Annotated in this window: 19 protein-coding genes; 15 read left to right on the top strand and 4 right to left on the bottom strand. The window is 72.8% G+C overall.

Going from position 1 to position 19,092, the window contains the following annotated elements; genetic code table 11:
* Nucleotides 1-85: 85 nt before the first annotated feature.
* Nucleotides 86-979: a hypothetical protein gene (locus GCL84_RS23825; RefSeq protein WP_197523476.1), complete on the bottom strand. Its 894-nt coding sequence runs from the start codon at nt 977-979 to the stop codon at nt 86-88.
* A gap of 205 nt (nt 980-1,184) precedes the next feature.
* Here GCL84_RS23825 and folC point away from each other — a divergent pair, with 205 nt between their 5' ends.
* From folC to GCL84_RS23785, 8 genes are all read left to right on the top strand, one after another.
* Entirely contained in the window at nt 1,185-2,570 is a 1,386-nt protein-coding gene (gene folC / locus GCL84_RS23820) for a bifunctional tetrahydrofolate synthase/dihydrofolate synthase (RefSeq protein WP_156757774.1), read from the top strand.
* On the top strand, nt 2,567-2,959 hold the full coding sequence (locus GCL84_RS23815; protein WP_235926651.1) for a DUF4233 domain-containing protein: 393 nt from the start codon (nt 2,567-2,569) through the stop codon (nt 2,957-2,959). The genes folC and GCL84_RS23815 overlap by 4 nt, the downstream gene beginning before the upstream one ends.
* Nucleotides 2,960-2,970: 11 nt before the next feature.
* Nucleotides 2,971-3,369, top strand: coding sequence for a PaaI family thioesterase (locus GCL84_RS23810; RefSeq protein WP_156757773.1), 399 nt, complete (start codon nt 2,971-2,973; stop codon nt 3,367-3,369).
* Nucleotides 3,370-3,685: 316 nt separating this feature from the next.
* Entirely contained in the window at nt 3,686-4,270 is a 585-nt protein-coding gene (locus GCL84_RS23805; protein ID WP_156757825.1) for a ClpP family protease, read from the top strand.
* A gap of 243 nt (nt 4,271-4,513) precedes the next feature.
* Nucleotides 4,514-4,924 carry a nucleoside-diphosphate kinase gene (gene ndk / locus GCL84_RS23800; RefSeq protein WP_156757772.1) on the top strand — a complete coding sequence of 137 codons (411 nt, stop codon included), beginning with the start codon at nt 4,514-4,516 and terminating at the stop codon, nt 4,922-4,924.
* Between the two features lie 156 nt (nt 4,925-5,080).
* Nucleotides 5,081-6,013, top strand: coding sequence for an ABC transporter ATP-binding protein (locus tag GCL84_RS23795; protein WP_407924426.1), 933 nt, complete (start codon nt 5,081-5,083; stop codon nt 6,011-6,013).
* On the top strand, nt 6,013-6,819 hold the full coding sequence (locus GCL84_RS23790) for an ABC transporter permease (RefSeq protein ID WP_156757770.1): 807 nt from the start codon (nt 6,013-6,015) through the stop codon (nt 6,817-6,819). Before GCL84_RS23795 ends, GCL84_RS23790 begins: the two co-directional genes overlap by 1 nt.
* Entirely contained in the window at nt 6,819-7,649 is an 831-nt protein-coding gene (locus GCL84_RS23785; RefSeq protein ID WP_156757769.1) for an ABC transporter permease, read from the top strand. Before GCL84_RS23790 ends, GCL84_RS23785 begins: the two co-directional genes overlap by 1 nt.
* Here the strand turns inward: GCL84_RS23785 and GCL84_RS23780 are convergent.
* Nucleotides 7,615-8,334 carry a tyrosine-protein phosphatase gene (locus tag GCL84_RS23780; RefSeq protein WP_156757768.1) on the bottom strand — a complete coding sequence of 240 codons (720 nt, stop codon included), beginning with the start codon at nt 8,332-8,334 and terminating at the stop codon, nt 7,615-7,617. The genes GCL84_RS23785 and GCL84_RS23780 overlap by 35 nt on opposite strands.
* A gap of 49 nt (nt 8,335-8,383) precedes the next feature.
* On the opposite strand from GCL84_RS23780, the gene GCL84_RS23775 reads away from it, so the two are divergent.
* Complete coding sequence (locus GCL84_RS23775) at nt 8,384-10,354, top strand: TIGR03960 family B12-binding radical SAM protein (RefSeq protein ID WP_156757767.1); 1,971 nt, start codon at nt 8,384-8,386, stop codon at nt 10,352-10,354.
* Complete coding sequence (locus GCL84_RS23770; protein ID WP_156757766.1) at nt 10,351-10,797, top strand: GNAT family N-acetyltransferase; 447 nt, start codon at nt 10,351-10,353, stop codon at nt 10,795-10,797. The genes GCL84_RS23775 and GCL84_RS23770 overlap by 4 nt, the downstream gene beginning before the upstream one ends.
* Here GCL84_RS23770 and GCL84_RS23765 read toward each other — a convergent pair.
* Entirely contained in the window at nt 10,794-11,423 is a 630-nt protein-coding gene (locus tag GCL84_RS23765; RefSeq protein ID WP_156757765.1) for a TetR/AcrR family transcriptional regulator, read from the bottom strand. The two genes, GCL84_RS23770 and GCL84_RS23765, sit on opposite strands and share 4 nt — an antisense overlap.
* 57 nt (nt 11,424-11,480) lie before the next feature.
* On the opposite strand from GCL84_RS23765, the gene GCL84_RS23760 reads away from it, so the two are divergent.
* Complete coding sequence (locus GCL84_RS23760; protein WP_156757764.1) at nt 11,481-12,782, top strand: serine hydrolase domain-containing protein; 1,302 nt, start codon at nt 11,481-11,483, stop codon at nt 12,780-12,782.
* Between the two features lie 2 nt (nt 12,783-12,784).
* On the opposite strand, the gene GCL84_RS23755 is transcribed toward GCL84_RS23760, so the two are convergent.
* Nucleotides 12,785-14,200, bottom strand: a complete 1,416-nt coding sequence (locus GCL84_RS23755; RefSeq protein WP_156757763.1) for a S8 family peptidase — start codon at nt 14,198-14,200, stop codon at nt 12,785-12,787.
* A gap of 222 nt (nt 14,201-14,422) precedes the next feature.
* Between GCL84_RS23755 and GCL84_RS23750 the strand changes: the two genes are divergently transcribed.
* From GCL84_RS23750 to rpmA, 4 genes are all read left to right on the top strand, one after another.
* Nucleotides 14,423-15,178, top strand: coding sequence for a TIGR03936 family radical SAM-associated protein (locus tag GCL84_RS23750; protein WP_156757762.1), 756 nt, complete (start codon nt 14,423-14,425; stop codon nt 15,176-15,178).
* 181 nt (nt 15,179-15,359) lie between these two features.
* The gene (locus tag GCL84_RS23745) at nt 15,360-18,293 is read left to right on the top strand and encodes a translation initiation factor IF-2 N-terminal domain-containing protein (protein ID WP_156757761.1); all 2,934 of its coding nucleotides are present in this window, start codon (nt 15,360-15,362) and stop codon (nt 18,291-18,293) included.
* Between the two features lie 179 nt (nt 18,294-18,472).
* Entirely contained in the window at nt 18,473-18,781 is a 309-nt protein-coding gene (gene rplU, locus GCL84_RS23740) for a 50S ribosomal protein L21 (protein ID WP_156757760.1), read from the top strand.
* A gap of 12 nt (nt 18,782-18,793) precedes the next feature.
* Nucleotides 18,794-19,051 carry a 50S ribosomal protein L27 gene (gene rpmA, locus GCL84_RS23735; protein ID WP_075972791.1) on the top strand — a complete coding sequence of 86 codons (258 nt, stop codon included), beginning with the start codon at nt 18,794-18,796 and terminating at the stop codon, nt 19,049-19,051.
* Nucleotides 19,052-19,092 lie beyond the last annotated feature (41 nt).

Here is a 19,092-nt window from a genome sequence, read left to right as displayed (position 1 = left end):
CCCCTCGGTAACGTGGAAACCGGGGGTCCCCAGCGCCGGATGATCTTGCTGGTGGCGCGGGGGGCTGCGGGGTGAGCCTGTCGGCTCAGCGGCAGGCGGTCTTGTCGGGCAGGGGGGTGCTGGGGTCGAAGTAGGCGCCGGGGTCGGTGTGCGGCGGGTCGCTGAGCGGGTCGGACTGGTCCAGGTGGGCCGGGGCGAGGAAGCCGCGCCGGTAGGCCTGGCAGGCGATGGCGTAGCCGTACCCGCCCACGTCGCCGTACCAGAGGCCCTGGCTGCTGGGGGCCCACTCCGCGCCCACGCGCAGGATGTAGTCCACGTCGGCGCGCACGAGCACGACCGAGTCCATCGGGGCGGGCGCCACCGCCGGCGGGCTGTCGAAGGCGTAGGCGAACAGGTAGTTGGTGTGCACGACGAGCTCGCCGGGGCCGCCCGGCTCCACCCGCATGCTCCCGGTGACCCTGGGCTCCACCGGCAGCAGCGGGCTGGCGGTGTCGACCATGCTGACCAGCGCCTGGGCCTCGGGTTCGCGGCCGGTGCCGAACAGCGGGCGAAGCTGCGCGGCGGCGTCGGGGGCCAGCAGGCGCAGGTAGCCGGCCGGGTCGTGCCCGGTGACCAGCGCCGGGTCGATGCGGCTGGCGACCAGGGCGTCGCGGACCAGGCTCGTGGCGGCCGAGACCTGGATCGCGCTGAACTCGCCCACCGCCGCCGCGGCGGGGGCGACGATCCCGGCGGCGCCCTCGGCCCAGCCCGAGGCGGGCGTGCGGTCGAAGGGGGTGGTGCGGGCGGCGGTGGGCAGCGTGGGCGGGGCGAGCCCGACGGCGGACTCGGGGACGACCGGCGCCCCGCCGCCGCGGAACACGCCCATCCCGGCCAGCAGCACCAGTGCCGACAACACGACGGCGACGCCCATGCCGACGCCCATGCCGACGACGAGCAGCCGTCGCACCGCCCACATCCCCACCGCGCCCTGTCGATCCACAGGTCTCCCACCACCCGAGTCGCCCACCGCCTGGTGACCACGACATCGATGTGGGCGGCGCGGGCGTTAGCAGTCGGGGCCCGGGAGCGCTGAACGGCACACACGGACCGGCGGGCGGTCACCCGCGCGTGACCGGCGGTCGGGTGTTCGTAGACTCGTGCGGTGCGCCTGACCCCCATGCCCCGAGCCAGGGAGGCGAGCCGCCGTGGTTGACCCAGGGGCGCTGGCCGATCTCCGCCAGGTCGAGTCCGAACTGGACTCCCGGTGGTCGGAGACCCGGATCGATCCGACCCTCGACCGCGTCCGGGCGCTGCTCGACGTCCTCGCCGACCCGCAACTGGCCTACCCGGTCATCCAGGTCGCAGGCACCAACGGCAAGACCTCGGTCACCCGCCTCGTCGACGCCCTGCTCACCGCGCTGGGCGTGCGCACCGGCCGGTTCACCAGCCCGCACCTGCAGCTCGTCACCGAGCGGATCAGCCTGGACAACGCCCCGATCGACCCGGCCCGCTACGTCGAGGTCTACCGCGACGTCGAGCCCTACCTGGCGATGGTCGACAACGCGGCGGACGACGACGGCGCAGGCGGCGAGGGGGTCCGGCTGAGCAAGTTCGAGGTGCTCACCGCCATGGCGTTCGCCGCGTTCGCCGACACCCCGGTCGACGTGGCCGTGGTCGAGACCGGCATGGGCGGCACCTGGGACGCCACCAGCGCCGCGGACCCGCGCGTCGCCGTGATCACCCCCATCGGCCTGGACCACCAGGAGCTGCTGGGCCCCGACGTGGCGGCCATCGCGGGGGAGAAGGCCGGGATCATCAAGCCGGGCTCGATCGCGCTGCTGGCCGAGCAGGACGCCGAGGTCGCCGCGGTGTTGCTGGAGCGGGCCGCCGAGGTCGACGCCACGGTGGCCAGGCAGGGCCTGGAGTTCGGCGTGCTGCGGCGCGACGTGGCCGTCGGCGGGCAGGTGCTGCGGCTGCAGGGGCTGGGCGGGGTGTACGACGAGGTGTTCCTGCCGCTGCACGGCGAGCACCAGGCCAAGAACGCGGCGCTGGCGCTGGCCGCCGTCGAGGCGTTCCTGGGCGCGGGCGCGCAGAAGCAGCTCGACGTCGACGCCATCCGGGAGGGCTTCGCCTCGGCGGTCGTGCCGGGCAGGCTGGAGCGGGTGCGCACCGCGCCGAGCGTGTTCGTCGACGCCGCGCACAACCCCCAGGGCGCCACCGCGCTGGCCGCCGCCCTCGACGACGAGTTCGGCTTCCGCAAGCTCGTCGGCGTGGTGTCGGTGCTGTCGGACAAGGACGCCGCGGGCATCCTCGCCCCGCTCGAACCGGTCCTGAGCGACATCGTCGTCACCGCCAACTCCTCGCCGCGCGCGATGGACCCCGACCGCCTCGCCGAGATCGCCGTCGAGCTGTTCGGCGACGAGCGGGTCACCACCGCCCCCCGCCTGATCGAGGCCATCGAGGCCGCCGTCGCCCTGGCCGAGACCTCCGACGACCCGTCCGAGCCGCTCTCCGGCGCCGGGGTCGTCGCCACCGGGTCCGTGGTCACCGCGGGCGAGGTCCGGGCCCTGTTCGGGAAGGAGCCCGCGTGAGCGAGCAGCCAGCGCCCCCGGTCGACCCGATGAAGGGCTTCCGCGGTGTGATGTCGGCGATGTTCGTCATCGAGGCCATCGTCGTGCTGCTGGCCCTGCTCGTCGTCGACAAGGACGACTCGATCACCGCGGCGCAGGGCTGGTTCACCGGGGCCATCGCCCTCGCGCTGGTGATGAGCTGCGGGCTGGTCAAGCGCGGGTGGATCACCTGGTGGGTGGCCGCGCTGCACGTCGCGCTGCTGGCCTGCTTCGTGTTCCTGCCCGCCCTCGGCGCCGTCGGCGTCTTGTTCGCGTGCGCCTGGGGCTGGATGTTCTGGGCCCGCGAGGACGTGCGCAAGCGCATGGCCGAGGGCAGGTTGAGCAGCCAGCGCGAACCCGAGCAGCAGTAGTGTCCGCGCCCATGACGCCGGACCAGCTCACCCAGTCCATGCCCTTCGCGGTGGCCAGCGGGGTGGCGATCACCTCCGCCACCGCCGAGGAGGTCCGCGCCCGTCTGGACTGGGCCCCCGAGCGGTGCACGCTCGGCGGGGCCCTGCACGGTGGCGCGCTGATCACCCTCGCCGACAGCGCGGGCGCGGTCTCGGCGTTCCTCAACCTCCCCGACGGGGCGACGGGCACCTCGACCCTGGAGACCAAGACCAACCTGTTCGGCTCCGTGCGCGCCGGTCACGTCGAGGCGGTGGCGCGGCCGCTGCACGTGGGCCGCACGACCATCGTGGTGCAGACCGACCTGTTCGACGCCCAGGGCGGGCGGGTCGCCCAGACGACCCAGACGCAGGTGGTCCTGCTGCCCCGCTGATTCCCCGGTCGCTGTCACGGTGTGTGAGCGGCGGCGCCGTGCCGGTGGGTGGCGCGCGACCCCGTCGTGTCCGGTGAGGATGGCCGTTCGCGCGCGGGCGGGCGCGGTGCGAGCTGGGGAGCCGTTGCCGCCCGTACGCTGGCTGCGAACAGGCGCGGGGATCGCGTGCGGGCCACTCCTGACCTTGGTTACGATGGCCCAAGGCAGACTGATGGTTACCGATAGTGCTCATGCCGCCTGTGGGTTGGTATGACCCGCACAGTGAAAGAGAGCGGACAGAATGTTCCAGAGTGACCACGGCCCCCGGCTGGACGCGATGCAGATGCGGCACAACGGCACGTCCGGCTTCGCGCTCAGTGACTCGGTGCAGGAGCGGCTGCTCCAAGCACGCATCGTGGTGCTCGGTTCCGAGGTCAACGACGAGGTGGCGAACCGGATCATCGGCCAGCTGCTGCTGCTGGCCGCGGAGAATTCGACTGAGGACATCACCTTCTACATCAACTCCCCCGGCGGCTCCGTGACCGCGGGCTTCGCCATCTACGACACGATGCAGCTCGTCAAGCCCGACATCGTGACCGTGGCGATGGGCATGGCCGCGTCGATGGGGCAGTTCCTGCTGTGCGCGGGCGCGCACGGCAAGCGCTACGCCCTGCCGCACACCCGCGTGATGATGCACCAGCCGTCGTCCGGCATCAGCGGCACCGCGTCGGACATCGTGATCCAGGCCGACCTGTTCGGCAAGTGGAAGCGCGAGATCGCCGCGATCACCGCCGAGCGCACCGGCCAGACGATCGAGACCATCCTGGCCGACGGCGAGCGCGACCGCTGGTTCACGCCCGAGGAGGCCAAGGAGTACGGCATCATCGACCGCGTGCTGTCGCACGAGAGCGAGATCTCCTAGTACAACCAGGTCACCGGCCCCGGCCCGCTCCCGACGCGTTCGGTGCGGGCCGGGGCCGTTCGCCGTTCCCGGGGCGGCGGAGTCGAGTGTCCACTGTGATCAGTGGTGGCGGACTGGCCCACAGTGGACTCCCCGGTCGGGGGCGCGCGCGGCGGCGCGGGGGCACCCGCCAGAGTGACGTGGCTCCCTCTCCGGATACGCTCCCGCAGGTCGTAGCAGTCCCCACGAAGGAGTTCGGAAGCCGTGAGTGAGCGCACCCTGGTCCTGGTCAAGCCCGACGGTGTGAACCGCGGCCTGGTCGGCGAGGTCATCTCCCGCATCGAGCGCAAGGGCCTGACCCTGGCCGCCCTCGAGCTCAAGACCGTCGAGCGCGCTGTCGCCGAGCAGCACTACGCCGAGCACGACGGCAAGCCGTTCTTCGAGTCGCTGCTGGAGTTCATCACCTCCGGCCCGGTCGTCGCCATGGTCGTCGAGGGCGAGAACGCCATCGCCGCCTTCCGCCAGCTCGCGGGCGGCACCCACCCGGTGGAGAAGGCCACCCCGGGAACCATCCGCGGCGACTTCGGCCTCGAGGTGCAGTACAACCTGGTGCACGGCTCGGACGCCCCGGAGTCGGCCGAGCGCGAGATCAAGATCTGGTTCCCCGCGCTCTGAGCGGGGGCGTGGGTCGGACGGCCCGGGACCGCGAGGTCCCGGGCCGTTCCCCGTCCTCGCGCGGGCCGGTCTGATCCGGTCGGAGTCCTGCGGTGCGCGCCGACCCGGGGCGAATCCGTTCCGGGATTGTCGTACCCACCGGTTAGTGTGCCCGGCGTGGGTGGCGATGGCGCGCTCGTGCTGGCGCGGGGACTGAGCAAGCGGTTCGGCGACTTCGAGGCGGTCCGGGGCGTCGACCTCGACGTGCGGCCGGGGGAGGCGTTCGGGTTCCTCGGGCCCAACGGGGCGGGCAAGTCCTCGACGATGCGGATGATCGCGTGCGTCTCGCCGCGCACCGGCGGCGACCTGGCGGTGCTGGGCATGGACCCCGGCCGCGACGGGCCGCGCATCCGGGCCCGGCTCGGCGTGGTGCCGCAGCAGGACACCCTCGACAACGAGCTGACCGTGCGGCAGAACCTGCAGGTCTACGGCCGCTACTTCGGCCTGTCCAAGGCGCACGTGCGGGCCAGGGCCACCGAGCTGATGGACTTCGCCCAGCTCGCCGAGCGCGCCGACGACCCGGTCGAGCCGCTCTCCGGCGGCATGAAGCGGCGGCTGACCATCGCCCGCTCGCTGATCAACGACCCCGAGCTGCTGCTGCTCGACGAGCCCACCACCGGCCTGGACCCGCAGGCCCGCCACCTGCTCTGGGACCGGCTGTTCCGGCTCAAGCAGCAGGGCACCACGCTCATCATCACCACCCACTACATGGACGAGGCCGAGCAGCTCTGCGACCGGCTGGTGGTGATGGACGGCGGCCGGATCGCCGCCGAGGGCAGCCCCGGCGAGCTGATCTCGCGCCACTGCACCCGCGAGGTGCTCGAGCTGCGGTTCGCCCCCGACGCCCAGGGCGAGGTGGAGCCCAAGGTCGCCGACCTCGCCGACCGGGTCGAGGTCCTGCCCGACCGGCTGCTGCTCTACACCGCGGACGGCGAGTCCGCGCTCAAGGCCGCGCACAACCGCGGCGTCGTCCCGGTGTCGAGCCTGGTGCGCCGCTCCACGCTGGAGGACGTCTTCCTCCACCTCACCGGCCGCACCCTGGTCGACTGATGGGCAGCCCCACGTCGTCGGTCCTGGTGCCCGGCCCGGTCCGCTCCACGATGCTCGTCGTCGAGGGGCTGTGGACCTGGTACAAGCGCAACTGGCGCTCCTCGGTGATCTCCACCGTGCTCGAGCCTGCCCTGTTCCTCGTCGCGCTCGGCGTGGGCTTCGGCTCCCAGGTCGAGGCGGGCCCGGCCACCCTCGGCCTGCCCTACGTGCAGTACCTGGCCCCGGCGCTGCTCGCCGCGACGCTGATGCAGACCGCCATGTTCGAGTCGACCTACCCGGTGCTCTCCGGCTTCAAGTGGCAGCGGGTCTACTGGGCGATGATCTCCACGCCGGTCGGCGCGGCCCAGGTCCTCAGCGGCCAACTGGCCTGGCTGGCGCTGCGGCTGCTGGTCAGCGCCGTGGCGTTCGTCGCCGTCGCGGCCGCGCTCGGCGCGCTGACCTCGCCGATGATCCTGCTGGCGATCCTGTTCGCGGTGCTCACCGGCATGGCCGTGTGCGCCCCGGTCATGGCCTACGCGGCGACATTGGAGAGCGAGGGGCAGCAGTTCAACGTGCTGTTCCGGTTCATCATGATGCCGATGATGATGTTCTCCGGGACGTTCTTCCCGGTCGAGCAGCTCCCCGCGCTGGTGCGCCCGCTCATCTGGGTCTCGCCGCTGTGGCACGGCACGGAGCTGTGCCGGGGCGTCACCATCGGCTCCCTGGACCCGCTGGCCGCCCTCGGGCACATCGCCTACCTGTGCGCCCTGCTCGCCCTGGGCGCCCACCTCGCCCGCCGCGCCTTCGTCCGCAGGCTGGAGGTCTGATGGCCGCCCCGACCACCCGCGCCCCGTCCCAGGGCCTGCTGCTGCGCGTGCTGCCCACGGGCATGTACGCGGGCCGGGCCAGGATGCTCGTCGAGCGCTCCCTGCTGGTCAACCGGCGTGCCTGGCTGACCCTGCTCTCGGGCTTCTTCGAGCCGGTGTTCTACCTGTTCGGCCTCGGCTACGGCTTCGGCAGGCTGGTCGGCGAGGTCGTCGGCCCCACCGGCGAGCCGATCGCCTACGTCGCCTTCGTCGCCCCCGCCCTGCTGGCCGCCTCGGCCATGAACGGCGCGGTCTACGACTCCACCTTCAACATCTTCTTCAAGTTCAAGTACGCCAAGGTCTACGACGCGGTCCTCGCCACGCCGCTCGGCCCGCTGGACGTGGCCATCGGCGAGATCTCCTGGGCCCTGATCCGCGGCGCGGGCTACGCGGCGGCGTTCCTGGCGGTCATGCTCGGCATCGGCCTGATCAGCACGCCCTGGGCGCTGTTGGCGCTGCCCGCCGCCGTGCTCGTCTCGCTGGCCTTCGCCGCGGTCGGCATGGCCTGCACGACCTTCATGCGCTCCTGGCAGGACTTCGAGCTGGTCCAGTTGGCCCTGCTGCCGATGTTCCTGTTCTCCACGACGTTCTTCCCGCTGGCGGTCTACCCGGCCGCCCTCCAGGTCGTGGTCCAGTGCTTCCCGCTCTACCACGCCATCGAGATCATGCGCACCCTCACGCTCGGCACCCCCGACCTGGCGCTGGCGGGCCACCTCGCCTACTTCCTGGTCATGGCGGCCATCGGCGTCGTGGTCGCTACCCGCCGTCTGGGGAAGCTCCTGTTGTCCTGAGCGACGTCCGCAGCTTCTCGACGTCCGAGACGGCCACCCCCGCGTCAGTCAGGTATCTCGCGACGTCGAGGTCGCGCAGCACGTCCAGGACCGCCTGGCGGACCGTCGTGCCTCTCTCCGCGAGCAGGTTCGCGATGAACGGGCCGTGGTCGTCGCGGCCCTGGGACGCGAAGAACGGGCTCAAGGCCGCCGTCGAGAGTTCGTAGTCGTCGGCGATGACCTCGGCGGGCACGCCCGCCAGCGACAGCAGCAACAGCGCCACCAGCCCCGTCCGGTCGCGGCCGAGGGCGCAGTGGAACACCACGCCCTGCTCGGCCGCGGCGAGGGCCGAGAAGACCTCGGCGACCTTCGCCGCCTTCGCCGCGAGGAACGGGCGGTAGTACAGCGGTGTCCCGAAGGCGCCGGAGGTGCGCAGCTCCGTCCAGAACCCCACGTCGTCGGTGTCGTCGAGGTCGACGTGGACGACCGCCACCCCCGGGATCGCCAGCCCGCGCTCGGCCGACGACCGCAGGTCCACCACCGTGCGCACCCCCGCCGCCCGAGCGGCGTCCCAGTCACCCCCAGCGGGGTCGGCCGACCGGGTGAACACGCCGTGCGCCGTGGTCCCGCCGCCGGTCAGGGGCATGCCGCCCAGGTCCCGGGTGTTGACGAAGCCCGGCCAGTCCGGGGTCCTCGAGTCGCTCATCGCCTTGCCCTCCGGTTCGTCGCCAGCAACACCGTCTACCCTGGGGGCGGTGAGTGTCGAGTCCGTTTTCCCACAGCTTGAGCCCCTGCTGCCCCGGGTCTCCAAGCCGGTCCAGTACGTCGGCGGCGAGTTGAACGCCACCGTCAAGGACTGGGACAGCGCCGCCGTGCGGTGGGCGCTGATGTACCCGGACGCCTACGAGGTCGGGTTGCCCAACCAGGGCGTCATGATCCTCTACGAGGTGCTCAACGAGATGCCCGACGTCCTGGCCGAGCGCACCTACGCGGTGTGGCCGGACCTGGAGGCGCTGATGCGGGAGCACGACGTCCCGCAGTTCACCGTCGACGGGCACCGCCCGCTCGGCGCGTTCGACATCCTCGGCGTCAGCTTCTCCACCGAGCTGGGCTACACCAACCTGCTCACCGCCCTGGACCTGGCGAAGATCCCGCTGCTGGCCGAGGACCGCACCGAGGACCACCCGGTGATCCTGTCCGGCGGGCACGCGGCGTTCAACCCCGAGCCGATCGCCGACTTCATCGACGCGGCCGTGCTCGGCGACGGCGAGGAGGCCGTCGGCGAGATCACCGACATCATCCGCGCCTGGAAGGCCGAGGGCCGGCCCGGCGGCCGCGACGAGCTGCTGACCCGCATGGCCGAGACCGGCGGCGTCTACATCCCGCGCTTCTACGACGTGGTCTACCGCGAGGACGGCCACATCGCCTCCTACGCGCCCAACCGCGACCGGGTGCCCGAGACCGTCGCCAAGCGCACCACGATGGACCTCGACGCCTGGCCGTACCCCAAGCAGCCGCTGGTGCCGCTGGCCGAGTCGGTGCACGAGCGGATGAGCGTGGAGATCTTCCGGGGCTGCACCCGGGGCTGCCGGTTCTGCCAGGCGGGCATGATCACCCGCCCGGTGCGCGAGCGGTCCATCGACGGCATCGGCGCGATGATCCAGACCGGCCTGGAGAACTCCGGCTTCGAGGAGGTCGGCCTGCTCTCGCTCTCCAGCGCCGACCACTCCGAGATCGGCGAGATCACCAAGCAGCTCGCCGACCGCTACGAGGGCACCAACACCGGCCTGTCGCTGCCGAGCACCCGGGTCGACGCGTTCAACATCGACCTGGCCAACGAGCTGTCCCGCAACGGCCGCCGCTCCGGGCTGACCTTCGCCCCCGAGGGCGGCAGCGAGCGCATCCGCAAGGTCATCAACAAGATGGTGTCGGAGGAGGACCTCGTCCGCACCGTCTCCGCCGCGTACGCCAACGGCTGGCGGCAGGTGAAGCTGTACTTCATGTGCGGGCTGCCCACCGAGACCGACGACGACGTGCTGCAGATCGCCGAGATGGCCAAGAACGTCATCCGCGCGGGCCGCGAGGCCAGCGGCCGCCGCGACATCCGCGCCACGATCTCCATCGGCGGGTTCGTGCCCAAGCCGCACACCCCGTTCCAGTGGGCCGCGCAGACCGACCCCGACACCGTCGACGACCGGCTGCGCAAGCTGCGGGCCGCGGTCAACTCCGACTCCGACCGCAGCCTGGGCCGCAACATCGGCATGCGCTACCACGACGGCAAGCCCTCCCTGATCGAGGGTTTGCTCTCCCGTGGCGACCGCCGCGTCGGCCGGGTCATCGAGCGCGTGTGGCGCGAGGGCGGCCGGTTCGACGGCTGGAGCGAGCACTTCTCCTACGACCGCTGGGTCGACTCGGCCAAGACCGAGCTGGAGCCCCAGGGCGTCTCGCTGGACTGGTACACGACCCGCGAGCGCACCGAGGACGAGGTCCTGCCCTGGGACCACCTCGACTCCGGCCTGGAGAAGGAGTGGCTCTGGGACGACTGGCAGGACGCCCTCGACGGCCGCGAGCAGGACGACTGCCGCTGGACCCCGTGCTTCGACTGCGGGGTGTGCCCGGCGATGGGCACCGACATCGAGATCGGCCCCACCAACCGCAAGCTGCTGCCGATCAGCCCGGTCGGCGTCGGCTCCCCGGTCAGGAACCCGTCGCTGTCCTCGCCGTGACCGTCCGCCGGGCGACCCGCCAGGACGTCGCCGCGCTCGCGTCGATGCGCCGCGCCTGGACCGAGGAGGACCACGGCGCGGCGCCCGACGACCCCGGGTTCGCCGACGCGTTCGCGCGCTGGTTCGCCGCCGAGGAGCACCAGCGCGCCTTCTGGCTGGCGTTCGACGGCGAGCGGCCCGTCGGGTCGATGAACATGCTCGAGTTCACCCGGATGCCCCGGCCCGGCAGACCGCTGAGCCGTTGGGGGTACATCGCCAACGTCTACATCGAACGGTCGCACCGGGACAGAGGCGTGGGGGCGCGCATGCTCTCCGCCGCGTTGTCACTGGCCGATGGGCGCGAGTACGCCCGGGTGGTCTTGAGCCCCACGGCGCGCTCGATCCCCTTCTACGGCAGGCATGGTTTCACCGCGGCGGGGGAGTCGCTGCTGCTGCGCGGTTAGCGCGGCCTGTTCTCGCGGCAGGTCCCCGGGAAGACCGCGGACAGTGCTCTGTCCAACTCGGACAGTGCCAGCCGGGTCATCGATGGGTCCAGGTAGGTGTGCAGGCCCAGGCCGTCGACCAGGGCCAGCAGCCCCGCCGCCTGCGCGTCGGCGTCGGCGCCGTCGGGGACCTCGCCGCACTCCTTGCCGTTGTGGATGGCCTCCGCCAGGCGGGACCGGATGGCCGACTCCGTGCTGGTGCGGACGGTGGCCAGGGCGGGGTGGTCGACGGCCCGCGCGGCGAAGGCGAAGGACACCCGCCACTCGGTGCGGCGGGCGTCGTCGAGGGGGAGGCGTTCGGCCAGGCCCTCGGTCAGGGCGTGGCGGATGCTGCTGTGGTGCCGCCGGTCCAGCTCGGTCGCGCGGCGCTCCATCCTGGCCACGGTCCGCTCGGTGACCCGCGTGTAGGCGTACCGCACCATGTCGTCCTTGGTCGAGAAGTAGTGCTGCACCATGCCGACCGACACGCCCGCCTCGACCGCCGTCTTGGCGACCGTCACGCCGTCGAAGCCGTGGACGGCGATCAACCTCGTCACCGCCTCGGCGACCTGCCCGCGCCGCAGCTCGTGGTACTCCTCCGTGGCCATGCCGCACCCTAACCACCCGCATTGACAATATGGCCGTATTGAAAGCAATATAGTCATATGGTTGCTGTGCTGCTGGCCGGACTGCTCGCTCTCGCCTCCCCGGAGGCCGTCCTGCGGGACGACCAGCGGGCCCCTGGCCTGTCGTACGCGCTGGTCCAGGGTGATCAGGTGGTCGAAGAGGGGGCGTGGGGCGTCGACGGCGACGGCGAGCCGATGACCCCGCGCACGCCCGGCGGCTTCGGGTCGGTGTCGAAGTCGATCACCGCGTTCGCCGTGCTGCGGCTGGTCGAGGCGGGCCGGGTCGGGCTCGACGACCCCGTGGTGCGGCACGTGCCGTGGTTCCGGCTCGCCGAGCACACCCAGCAGGTCACCGTCCGCCACCTGCTCCAGCAGACCAGCGGCATCTCCGGCGCCGACGGCTACGCCCGCTCGGACATCCAGGACAACGCCCCGGGCGCGATCCGCCGCTGGGTCGAGGGCCTCGCCGAGGTCACCCCCGCGGCCGAGCCGGGCCAGCGGCACCAGTACTCGCCCGCCAACGCGGTGATCGCGGGCGCGGTCATCGAGGCGGTGACCGGGAACTCGTTCTCGGACGTGGTGCGCGACGAGGTCTTCACCCCGCTCGCCATGGCCGACGGGATCGCCGGCCCGGACCCGATGCCACCGGGCCACGAGCGGTACTTCGGCCAGACCCGGCCCGCCGACCGCGTGTTCGACACCTCCGGCCTGCCCTACGGCTACCTCGGCGGCAGCGCCGTGGACCTCGCCCACCTCGCGGTCCCGCTGCTGGGCGACGGCGGCTACCTCCGCCAGGAGACCATCGCGGAGTTGCGGGAAGGCGGCGGCTACGGGCTCGGCTGGCGGGTCGGCGACCTGGACGGCACCCGGGTCGTGTGGCACGCGGGCGCGGTGAGCGGCTACCACTCCATCGTGATCGCGGCCCCGGACAAGGGCTGGGCGATCGCCGTCCAGCAGAACATGTACGCCCCCTTCCTCGACGAGGCCATGAACACCACCGCCTTCAACGCCCTGCGCGTCGTGCTGGGCGGCGAGCCGGAACCGGTGCCGGGCGACCCGACGCCGTGGTACCTGGCCGCGTTGGCCGGGATCGCGGCGCTGCTGCTGGCAGGTCTGGTGTGGACGGTCAAGCGGCGGCGGGCCGCCCTCGTCACCGTGCCCGTGGGCGTGGTGGCCGCGTTGGGGGGCGGGTGGTGGCTCCCGGCGTCGTTCGACCTGGAGCTGCGGCACATCCTGGTGTTCATGCCGGACCTCGGGCAGCTCGTGGTCGCGGTGGCGGCCCTCGGCGGGGTCCTCGCGGTCACCGGGGCGACCAGGGCCCTGTGGCGCGGGACGGCCTAGCGCTACCGCGGACTCGTGGGGTCGGCCGCGCGGGCGTTCACCAGCCCGTGGCCGTGGAAGCTGTTGTACCGCGCGTACCCCGAGCAGTAGGCGTCCTGCGCGCCGGACCCGTCGAGGTCGTAGTCGGCGGGGCAGGGCACCGGGTCCGCCGACCGGGTGATCAGCCGGGTCAGCTCCAGCGGTGTGGCCTTCGGGTGCCGGGCGGCCATCAGCGCCGCCACCCCGGCCGCGTGCGGGGCCGCCATCGACGTGCCGCAGGCGGACCCGTAGCCGCCGGGCACGGTGGACAGCACGCACCCGCTGCCGCCGGGCCGCTGCTCGCCGCCCGGCGCGGTCACGTCGACCACGCCCAAGCCGTAGGAGCTGTAGCCCGCCTTGAGCCGGTCCTGGCCCACGGCGGTCACCGACAGCACCCCGCGCAGCCCGGCGGGCAGCACCTCGCAGCCCGAGCCCAGCGCGCGCCTGCCCCCGGTCGGGTCCGCGGCCTCGCCGCTGGGCGCGGCCAGGTCGATGCCGCCGTTGGACGCCGCCGCCACGGTCAGCACCCCGGCGCCGGTCGCGTGCTCGACCGCGCGGCGCACCGCCTCGAACACCACGTGCTCGGCGCCCCGGTCGCAGGTGAGCTGCCACGGGTCGACGAAGTAGCTGTTGTTGGCCACCCGGACCCCGTGGTCGGCGGCCCACAGCAGCCCGCACACCACCGCCTCGGGCAGCACCATCCCCCGGTCGTCGACCACGCGGACCGAGGCCAGCCGCACCCCCGGCGCCACGCCGGTCACGCCCCGGCCGTCAGCCGCCGCCGCGATCAGCCCGGCGACCTGCGTGCCGTGCGCGGAGGTGCTCGGCGCCCACGCCTCGGGGGCGGGGTCGGCCACCCCGGTCAGGCAGCCCGCCGAGGCCGCCGGGTCCACCGCCGCGGCCAGGTCGGGGTGGCGGGCGTCGACCCCGGAGTCGAGCACGCCGACCAGCACACCCGCGCCGTCGGACGCCTCGGGGGCGGCGCCGACCATGTCCAGGTTCCACTGCTCGCCGCGCCGGTCGACGGCGGGGACGACGCCCCCGCCGGTCGGCAGCGGCTCCCGGTCCGCGAGCCTGCCCACGGCCGCGGAGGCGCTGAACGCCCGGTCGCTGCCCAGGCGGTTCACGAACCGGTCGTCTTCGGAGGTGACCACCGCCACCGCGATCGAGGGGTGGTAGACCAGCGTGGTCCCGCAGGCCAGCGTCGTCTCCAGTCGGGCTTCCTGCTCGGTGGTCCCGGGGTCGAACAGCACCAGGTGGCGGACGGGTTTCCCGTCGTCGCGGCAGGTCACGGCGCCGTCGGGGAGTGGGAACGCGGTGGCGGGCGCCGGGGTGAGCAGGGTGGCGGCGGCGAGGGTGACACCGGCCGCGACCGCCGTGGCGCGGCGGGGCAGGGGCACGGCGACCTCCAGTGCTGGTCCGCCCGGTCCCTCTCGGCCGGGCGGTCGGGCTCGCCTGCGGACGGTAATCACCACCGGGGTGTGGAAACAAGCTCGCGGGTTGAATTGGGCCTGCCGGTACGGTGCCACCAGGCAGCCCTGCTCACCACCGGAGCAGAGCCCGCACCACCGTAAGGAGTAGTCCTGAGCCGCCAGGATCAGCCCAACCCGTCGGCGGCGCCGGTGCAGAAGTTGCGCCTGCGCTACGCCAAGCGGGGCAGGCTCCGCTTCACCTCCCACCGCGACGTCGCCCGCGCCTTCGAGCGCGCGCTGCGCCGGGCCGGGGTGCCGATGGCCTACTCGCAGGGGTTCAACCCGCACCCGAAGATCTCCTGGGTCGGCGCGGCGCCCACCGGGGTGGCCAGCGAGGCCGAGTACGTCGAGCTGCAGGTCGTGCGGCGGCTGGACCCCGCCCGCCTGGCCCAGGTGCTCGACGCGGCGCTGGCCCCGGGCCTGGACGTGGTCGAGGCCGTCGAGGCCGGTCCCGGCGGGCTCGCCGAGCGGTGCGAGGGCAGCCGGTGGCGGATCGTGCTGCCCGGCGTCCCGCCGGGGGAACTGGCCGCCGCGGTGTCCGCGCTGCTGGCGGCCGAGCGTGTCGAGGTCGAGCGGATGACAAAGTCCGGGCGGCGGACTATTGACGCCCGACCTGCGATTATCCGGGCCGAGACGCTCTCGTCCGTCGACCTCGACGACAACTCGCCGGACGCTGTGGGCATCGACATGTCCGACACGGGCTCGGTGTGTGGGATACTGGTGGCGGTCGTCCGGCAGACAACACCGGCCGTGCGACCCGACGACGTGCTGAGTGCGCTCCGTGTCGTCGCCGCCCTGGAACCGCCGGTGCCCGCGAAGGCGACCCGGATGGCCCAGGGACGGCTTGACGACGACGGTGGTCTGACCGACCCGCTCGCCCAAGACCGGGCGGCGGCGATCGGCTAGACCTGGGAGACGGGAGCGCCTCGACCCGTTGTCGAAAGACCTGCCGCCCGCAGGCCACCGGACCCGACGTCCGGCAGGTCGGGGTGGTACGAGGCGAGGATTGCCGTCGCTACGCGGCGGACTGAAAACGAGGCCCCCGAGTGGCCGCGTCCGATGACGCGCCCGGGGGTGGAGGAGCTGCATGTCGGATAAGTCCAGCCCTGCCGGGAAGACCGGCGGGGACACGACCGCACCCAACGAGGCAGGGGCGGCCGTGACCGCCGCCCTGGCCGATCTGCCCGCCAAGGTGCGGGTGCACGCGCTGGCCAAGCTGCTGTCGGTCAGCAGCAAAGAGGTCATCGCCGCTCTCGCCGACCTGGGTGAGACGGTGCGCGGCGCGCAGTCCAGCGTGCCGAGAGAGACCGCGCTGCGCGTGGCCGGGTCGCTGACCGGCGACGCGCCGTGGGAGGGCGACCGGCCCGCCGACGTCAACCACGTCGAGTCCGAGGTGGTCGACGCCGCGGTGGCCGAGGAGGCACTGACCCCCGAGCCCGCCCGGCGCATCCCGCCGACCCCGGTGTTCGCCTCCGCGTCCCCGCTGTTCCTGCAGCCCGAGGCCGTGCAGTCCAAGCCCGCGCGCCGCCCCGAGCCCGAACCCGAGCCTGAGCCGGTCGAGCCCGCCGAGGCCGAGGTCGACGTCCCGCACGACGATGACGACGACGACAGCGCCAGTGGCCGTCGCCGCCGCCGTGGCCGCCGCGGCCGCGGCCGCGGCAAGGGCGCCGCCGACGACCTGGACCAGGCCGAGGACAAGGTCGACGAGCCCGAGGACGCCGCGGCCGAGCCCGAGCCCACCCGGGAGTCCGACGACTCCGACGACGACTCCGACGAGTCCAGTGGCAGCCGCCGCAGGCGTCGCCGCCGCCGGCGCAAGGGCGGGGACGACGGGGACGACGCGTCCACCGACGACCCGCCCAACACCGTCGTCCACGTCCGCGAGGCGCGGGAGGACAAGCCGGAGAAGGAGCCCCGCGAGCGGGAGTCCCGGGACAACCGGGACAAGGACGCCCGCGACGAGGTGCGCAGCGTGCGCGGCTCGACCCGGCTCGAGGCCAAGCGCCAGCGCCGCCGCGACGGCCGCGAGGCGGGCCGCCGCCGCGCGCCGATCCTGTCCGAGGCCGAGTTCCTGGCCCGCCGCGAGGCCGTTGACCGCGCCATGGTGGTGCGCGAGCACACCGACCGCACCCAGATCGGCGTGCTCGAGGACGGCGTGCTCGTCGAGCACTTCGTGACCTCCGCGGGCTCCGGCTCGCTGGTCGGCAACGTCTTCCTCGGCCGCGTGCAGAACGTGCTGCCCAGCATGGAGGCCGCGTTTGTCGACATCGGCCGCGGCCGCAACGCAGTGCTCTACGCGGGTGAGGTCGACTGGGACGCCGCGGGCCTCGACGGCAAGGCCCGCAAGATCGAGCAGGCCCTGTCCACCGGCGACAGCGTCCTGGTGCAGGTCACCAAGGACCCGGTCGGGCACAAGGGCGCCCGGCTGACCACCCAGATCTCGCTGCCCGGCCGCTTCCTGGTCTACGTGCCCGGCGGCGGCGCGACCGGCATCTCCCGCAAGCTGCCGGAGAACGAGCGGCGCAGGCTCAAGGACGTCCTCAAGCGGATCGTGCCCGAGGACGCCGGTGTGATCATCCGCACCGCCTCGGAGGGCATCAGCGAGGAGGAGCTCGCCCGCGACGTGCGCAGGCTGCAGGCGCAGTGGCAGGTCATCAGGGAGAAGTCCGAGGGCCTCAACGGCACCAAGCGCTCCAGCGCCCCCGCGCTGCTCTACGAGGAGCCCGACCTGCTGGTCAAGGTCGTGCGCGACCTGTTCACCGAGGACTTCACCTCACTGGTCGTGCAGGGCGGCACGGCGGTCGAGACGATCGACGCCTACGTCCGGCACGTGGCCCCCGAACTGCAGGAGAGGGTGCGCAAGCACATCGGACCCAAGGACGTGTTCGCCGAGCACCGCGTGGACGAGCAGCTACTCAAGGCCCTCGACCGCAAGGTCTGGCTGCCCTCGGGCGGCTACCTGGTGATCGACCGCACCGAGGCGATGACCGTCATCGACGTCAACACCGGCAAGTACACCGGCTCCGGCGGCAACCTCGAGGAGACGGTCACCCGCAACAACCTGGAGGCGGCCGAGGAGATCGTCCGCCAGCTCCGGCTGCGCGACGTCGGCGGCATCATCGTCATCGACTTCATCGACATGGTCCTGGAGTCCAACCGCGACCTGGTGCTGCGCAGGCTCACCGAGTGCCTCGGCCGCGACCGCACCCGCCACCAGGTCGCCGAGGTCACCTCGCTCGGCCTGGTGCAGATGACCCGCAAGCGGGTCGGCACCGGCCTGCTCGAGGCGTTCAGCCACACCTGCGAGCACTGCAAGGGCCGCGGCGTGGTCGTGTCCACCGACCCCAACGCCAAGTCCGCCCAGGGCGGTGGCGGTGGCCAGCAGCAGCAGTCGTCCTCGGACAAGTCCCAGCAGGGCGGTGGCAGGCGCAACCGCAACCGCCACGAGGACAAGGACGACAACCAGCAGTCCGGCAAGAAGGACCGCTCGCACGGCAACGGCGGCGGCAACCCCGGTGGCAACGGCAAGGGCGCCCACCGCTCCAACGAGGCCGCTGAGGTCGCCGAGGTCGCTGAGGTCGCCAAGGCCGCCGTGCAGAGCATCGCCTCCGCCACGGCCTCGGCCGCCCCCGTCGCCGTCCCCGCCCCGGAGGAGCCCGCTCCCGCCCAGCGCGCGGACGAGCACTTCCCGGCCGCGACCGCCCCGGCGGAGCGGTCCGCGCAGGACGAGCCCGCCGAGCCCGTCGCCGCGGGCCGCACCCGCTCGCGGTCCCGCGGCCGGGTCAGCCGGGCCGCGGGCGCGCCGACCGAGAAGACCCCGCCCGTCGAGGTCGCCCCGGTCGTGCTCGCCGCGCACACCACCGAGCAGTCCAACGGCTCCTCGGTCAACGGCACCGCGCACGCCCCCGACCAGGGGGCCGAACCGGTGCCCACGCCCGCCGTCGCGGCGCCCAAGCGGGCTCCGCGCAGGCGTGCGGCCTCCCGGCCCGCGGGTCCGCCCGTGGGCGACCAGGAGGGGTGAACGGACGGGGTCGAACCGGGAAACCCACCCCGGTTTGACCCCGATTCCGGCCGCAACGTAACCTGGTGCGCGGCCTTCCATCGGGAGGCTGCGTCATGCGAAGCCCAGAGCGCGGATAAGTCATCGCGGTCAAGGGCGCGCACGACCCCATCGTCGAGTAGCAGGAGACTTCCGTCCCGATGTACGCGATCGTCAAGACCGGCGGCAAGCAGTACAAGGTGGCTGTTGGCGACGTCGTCGAGGTCGAGAAGCTCGAGGGCACCCCGGGCGCCGAGCTCAACCTCGCGGCGGTGCTCGTGGTGGACGGCACCGACGTCACCACCGACGCGGACGCCCTGGCGAAGGTGTCGGTGACCGGCAAGGTCGTCGAGCACACCAAGGGCCCCAAGATCCGCATCCACAAGTTCAAGAACAAGACCGGCTACCACAAGCGGCAGGGTCACCGTCAGAAGCTGACCCGCGTCGAGGTCACCGGCATCACCAAGTAGAGGGACTGACACATGGCACACAAGAAGGGTGCGTCAAGCTCCCGCAACGGGCGTGACTCCAACCCCCAGTACCTGGGTGTGAAGCGGTTCGGTGGCCAGGTCGTCAAGTCCGGCGAGATCCTGATCCGCCAGCGCGGCACCAAGTTCCACCCCGGCGTGAACGTCGGTCGGGGCAAGGACGACACGCTGTTCGCTCTCGCCGCAGGCGCTGTGCAGTTCGGCGCCAAGCGCGGTCGCAAGACCGTGAACATCGTCCCGGTCGAGGCCTGACAGCCCCGAACCGCGCGCGAAGACCCCACGAGGGGCGGGCT

Origin of the sequence: Actinokineospora pegani (assembly GCF_009745975.1) — a bacterium.
GTDB lineage: Bacteria > Actinomycetota > Actinomycetes > Mycobacteriales > Pseudonocardiaceae > Actinokineospora > Actinokineospora pegani.
This window is presented reverse-complemented; position numbering and strand designations above follow the sequence as displayed.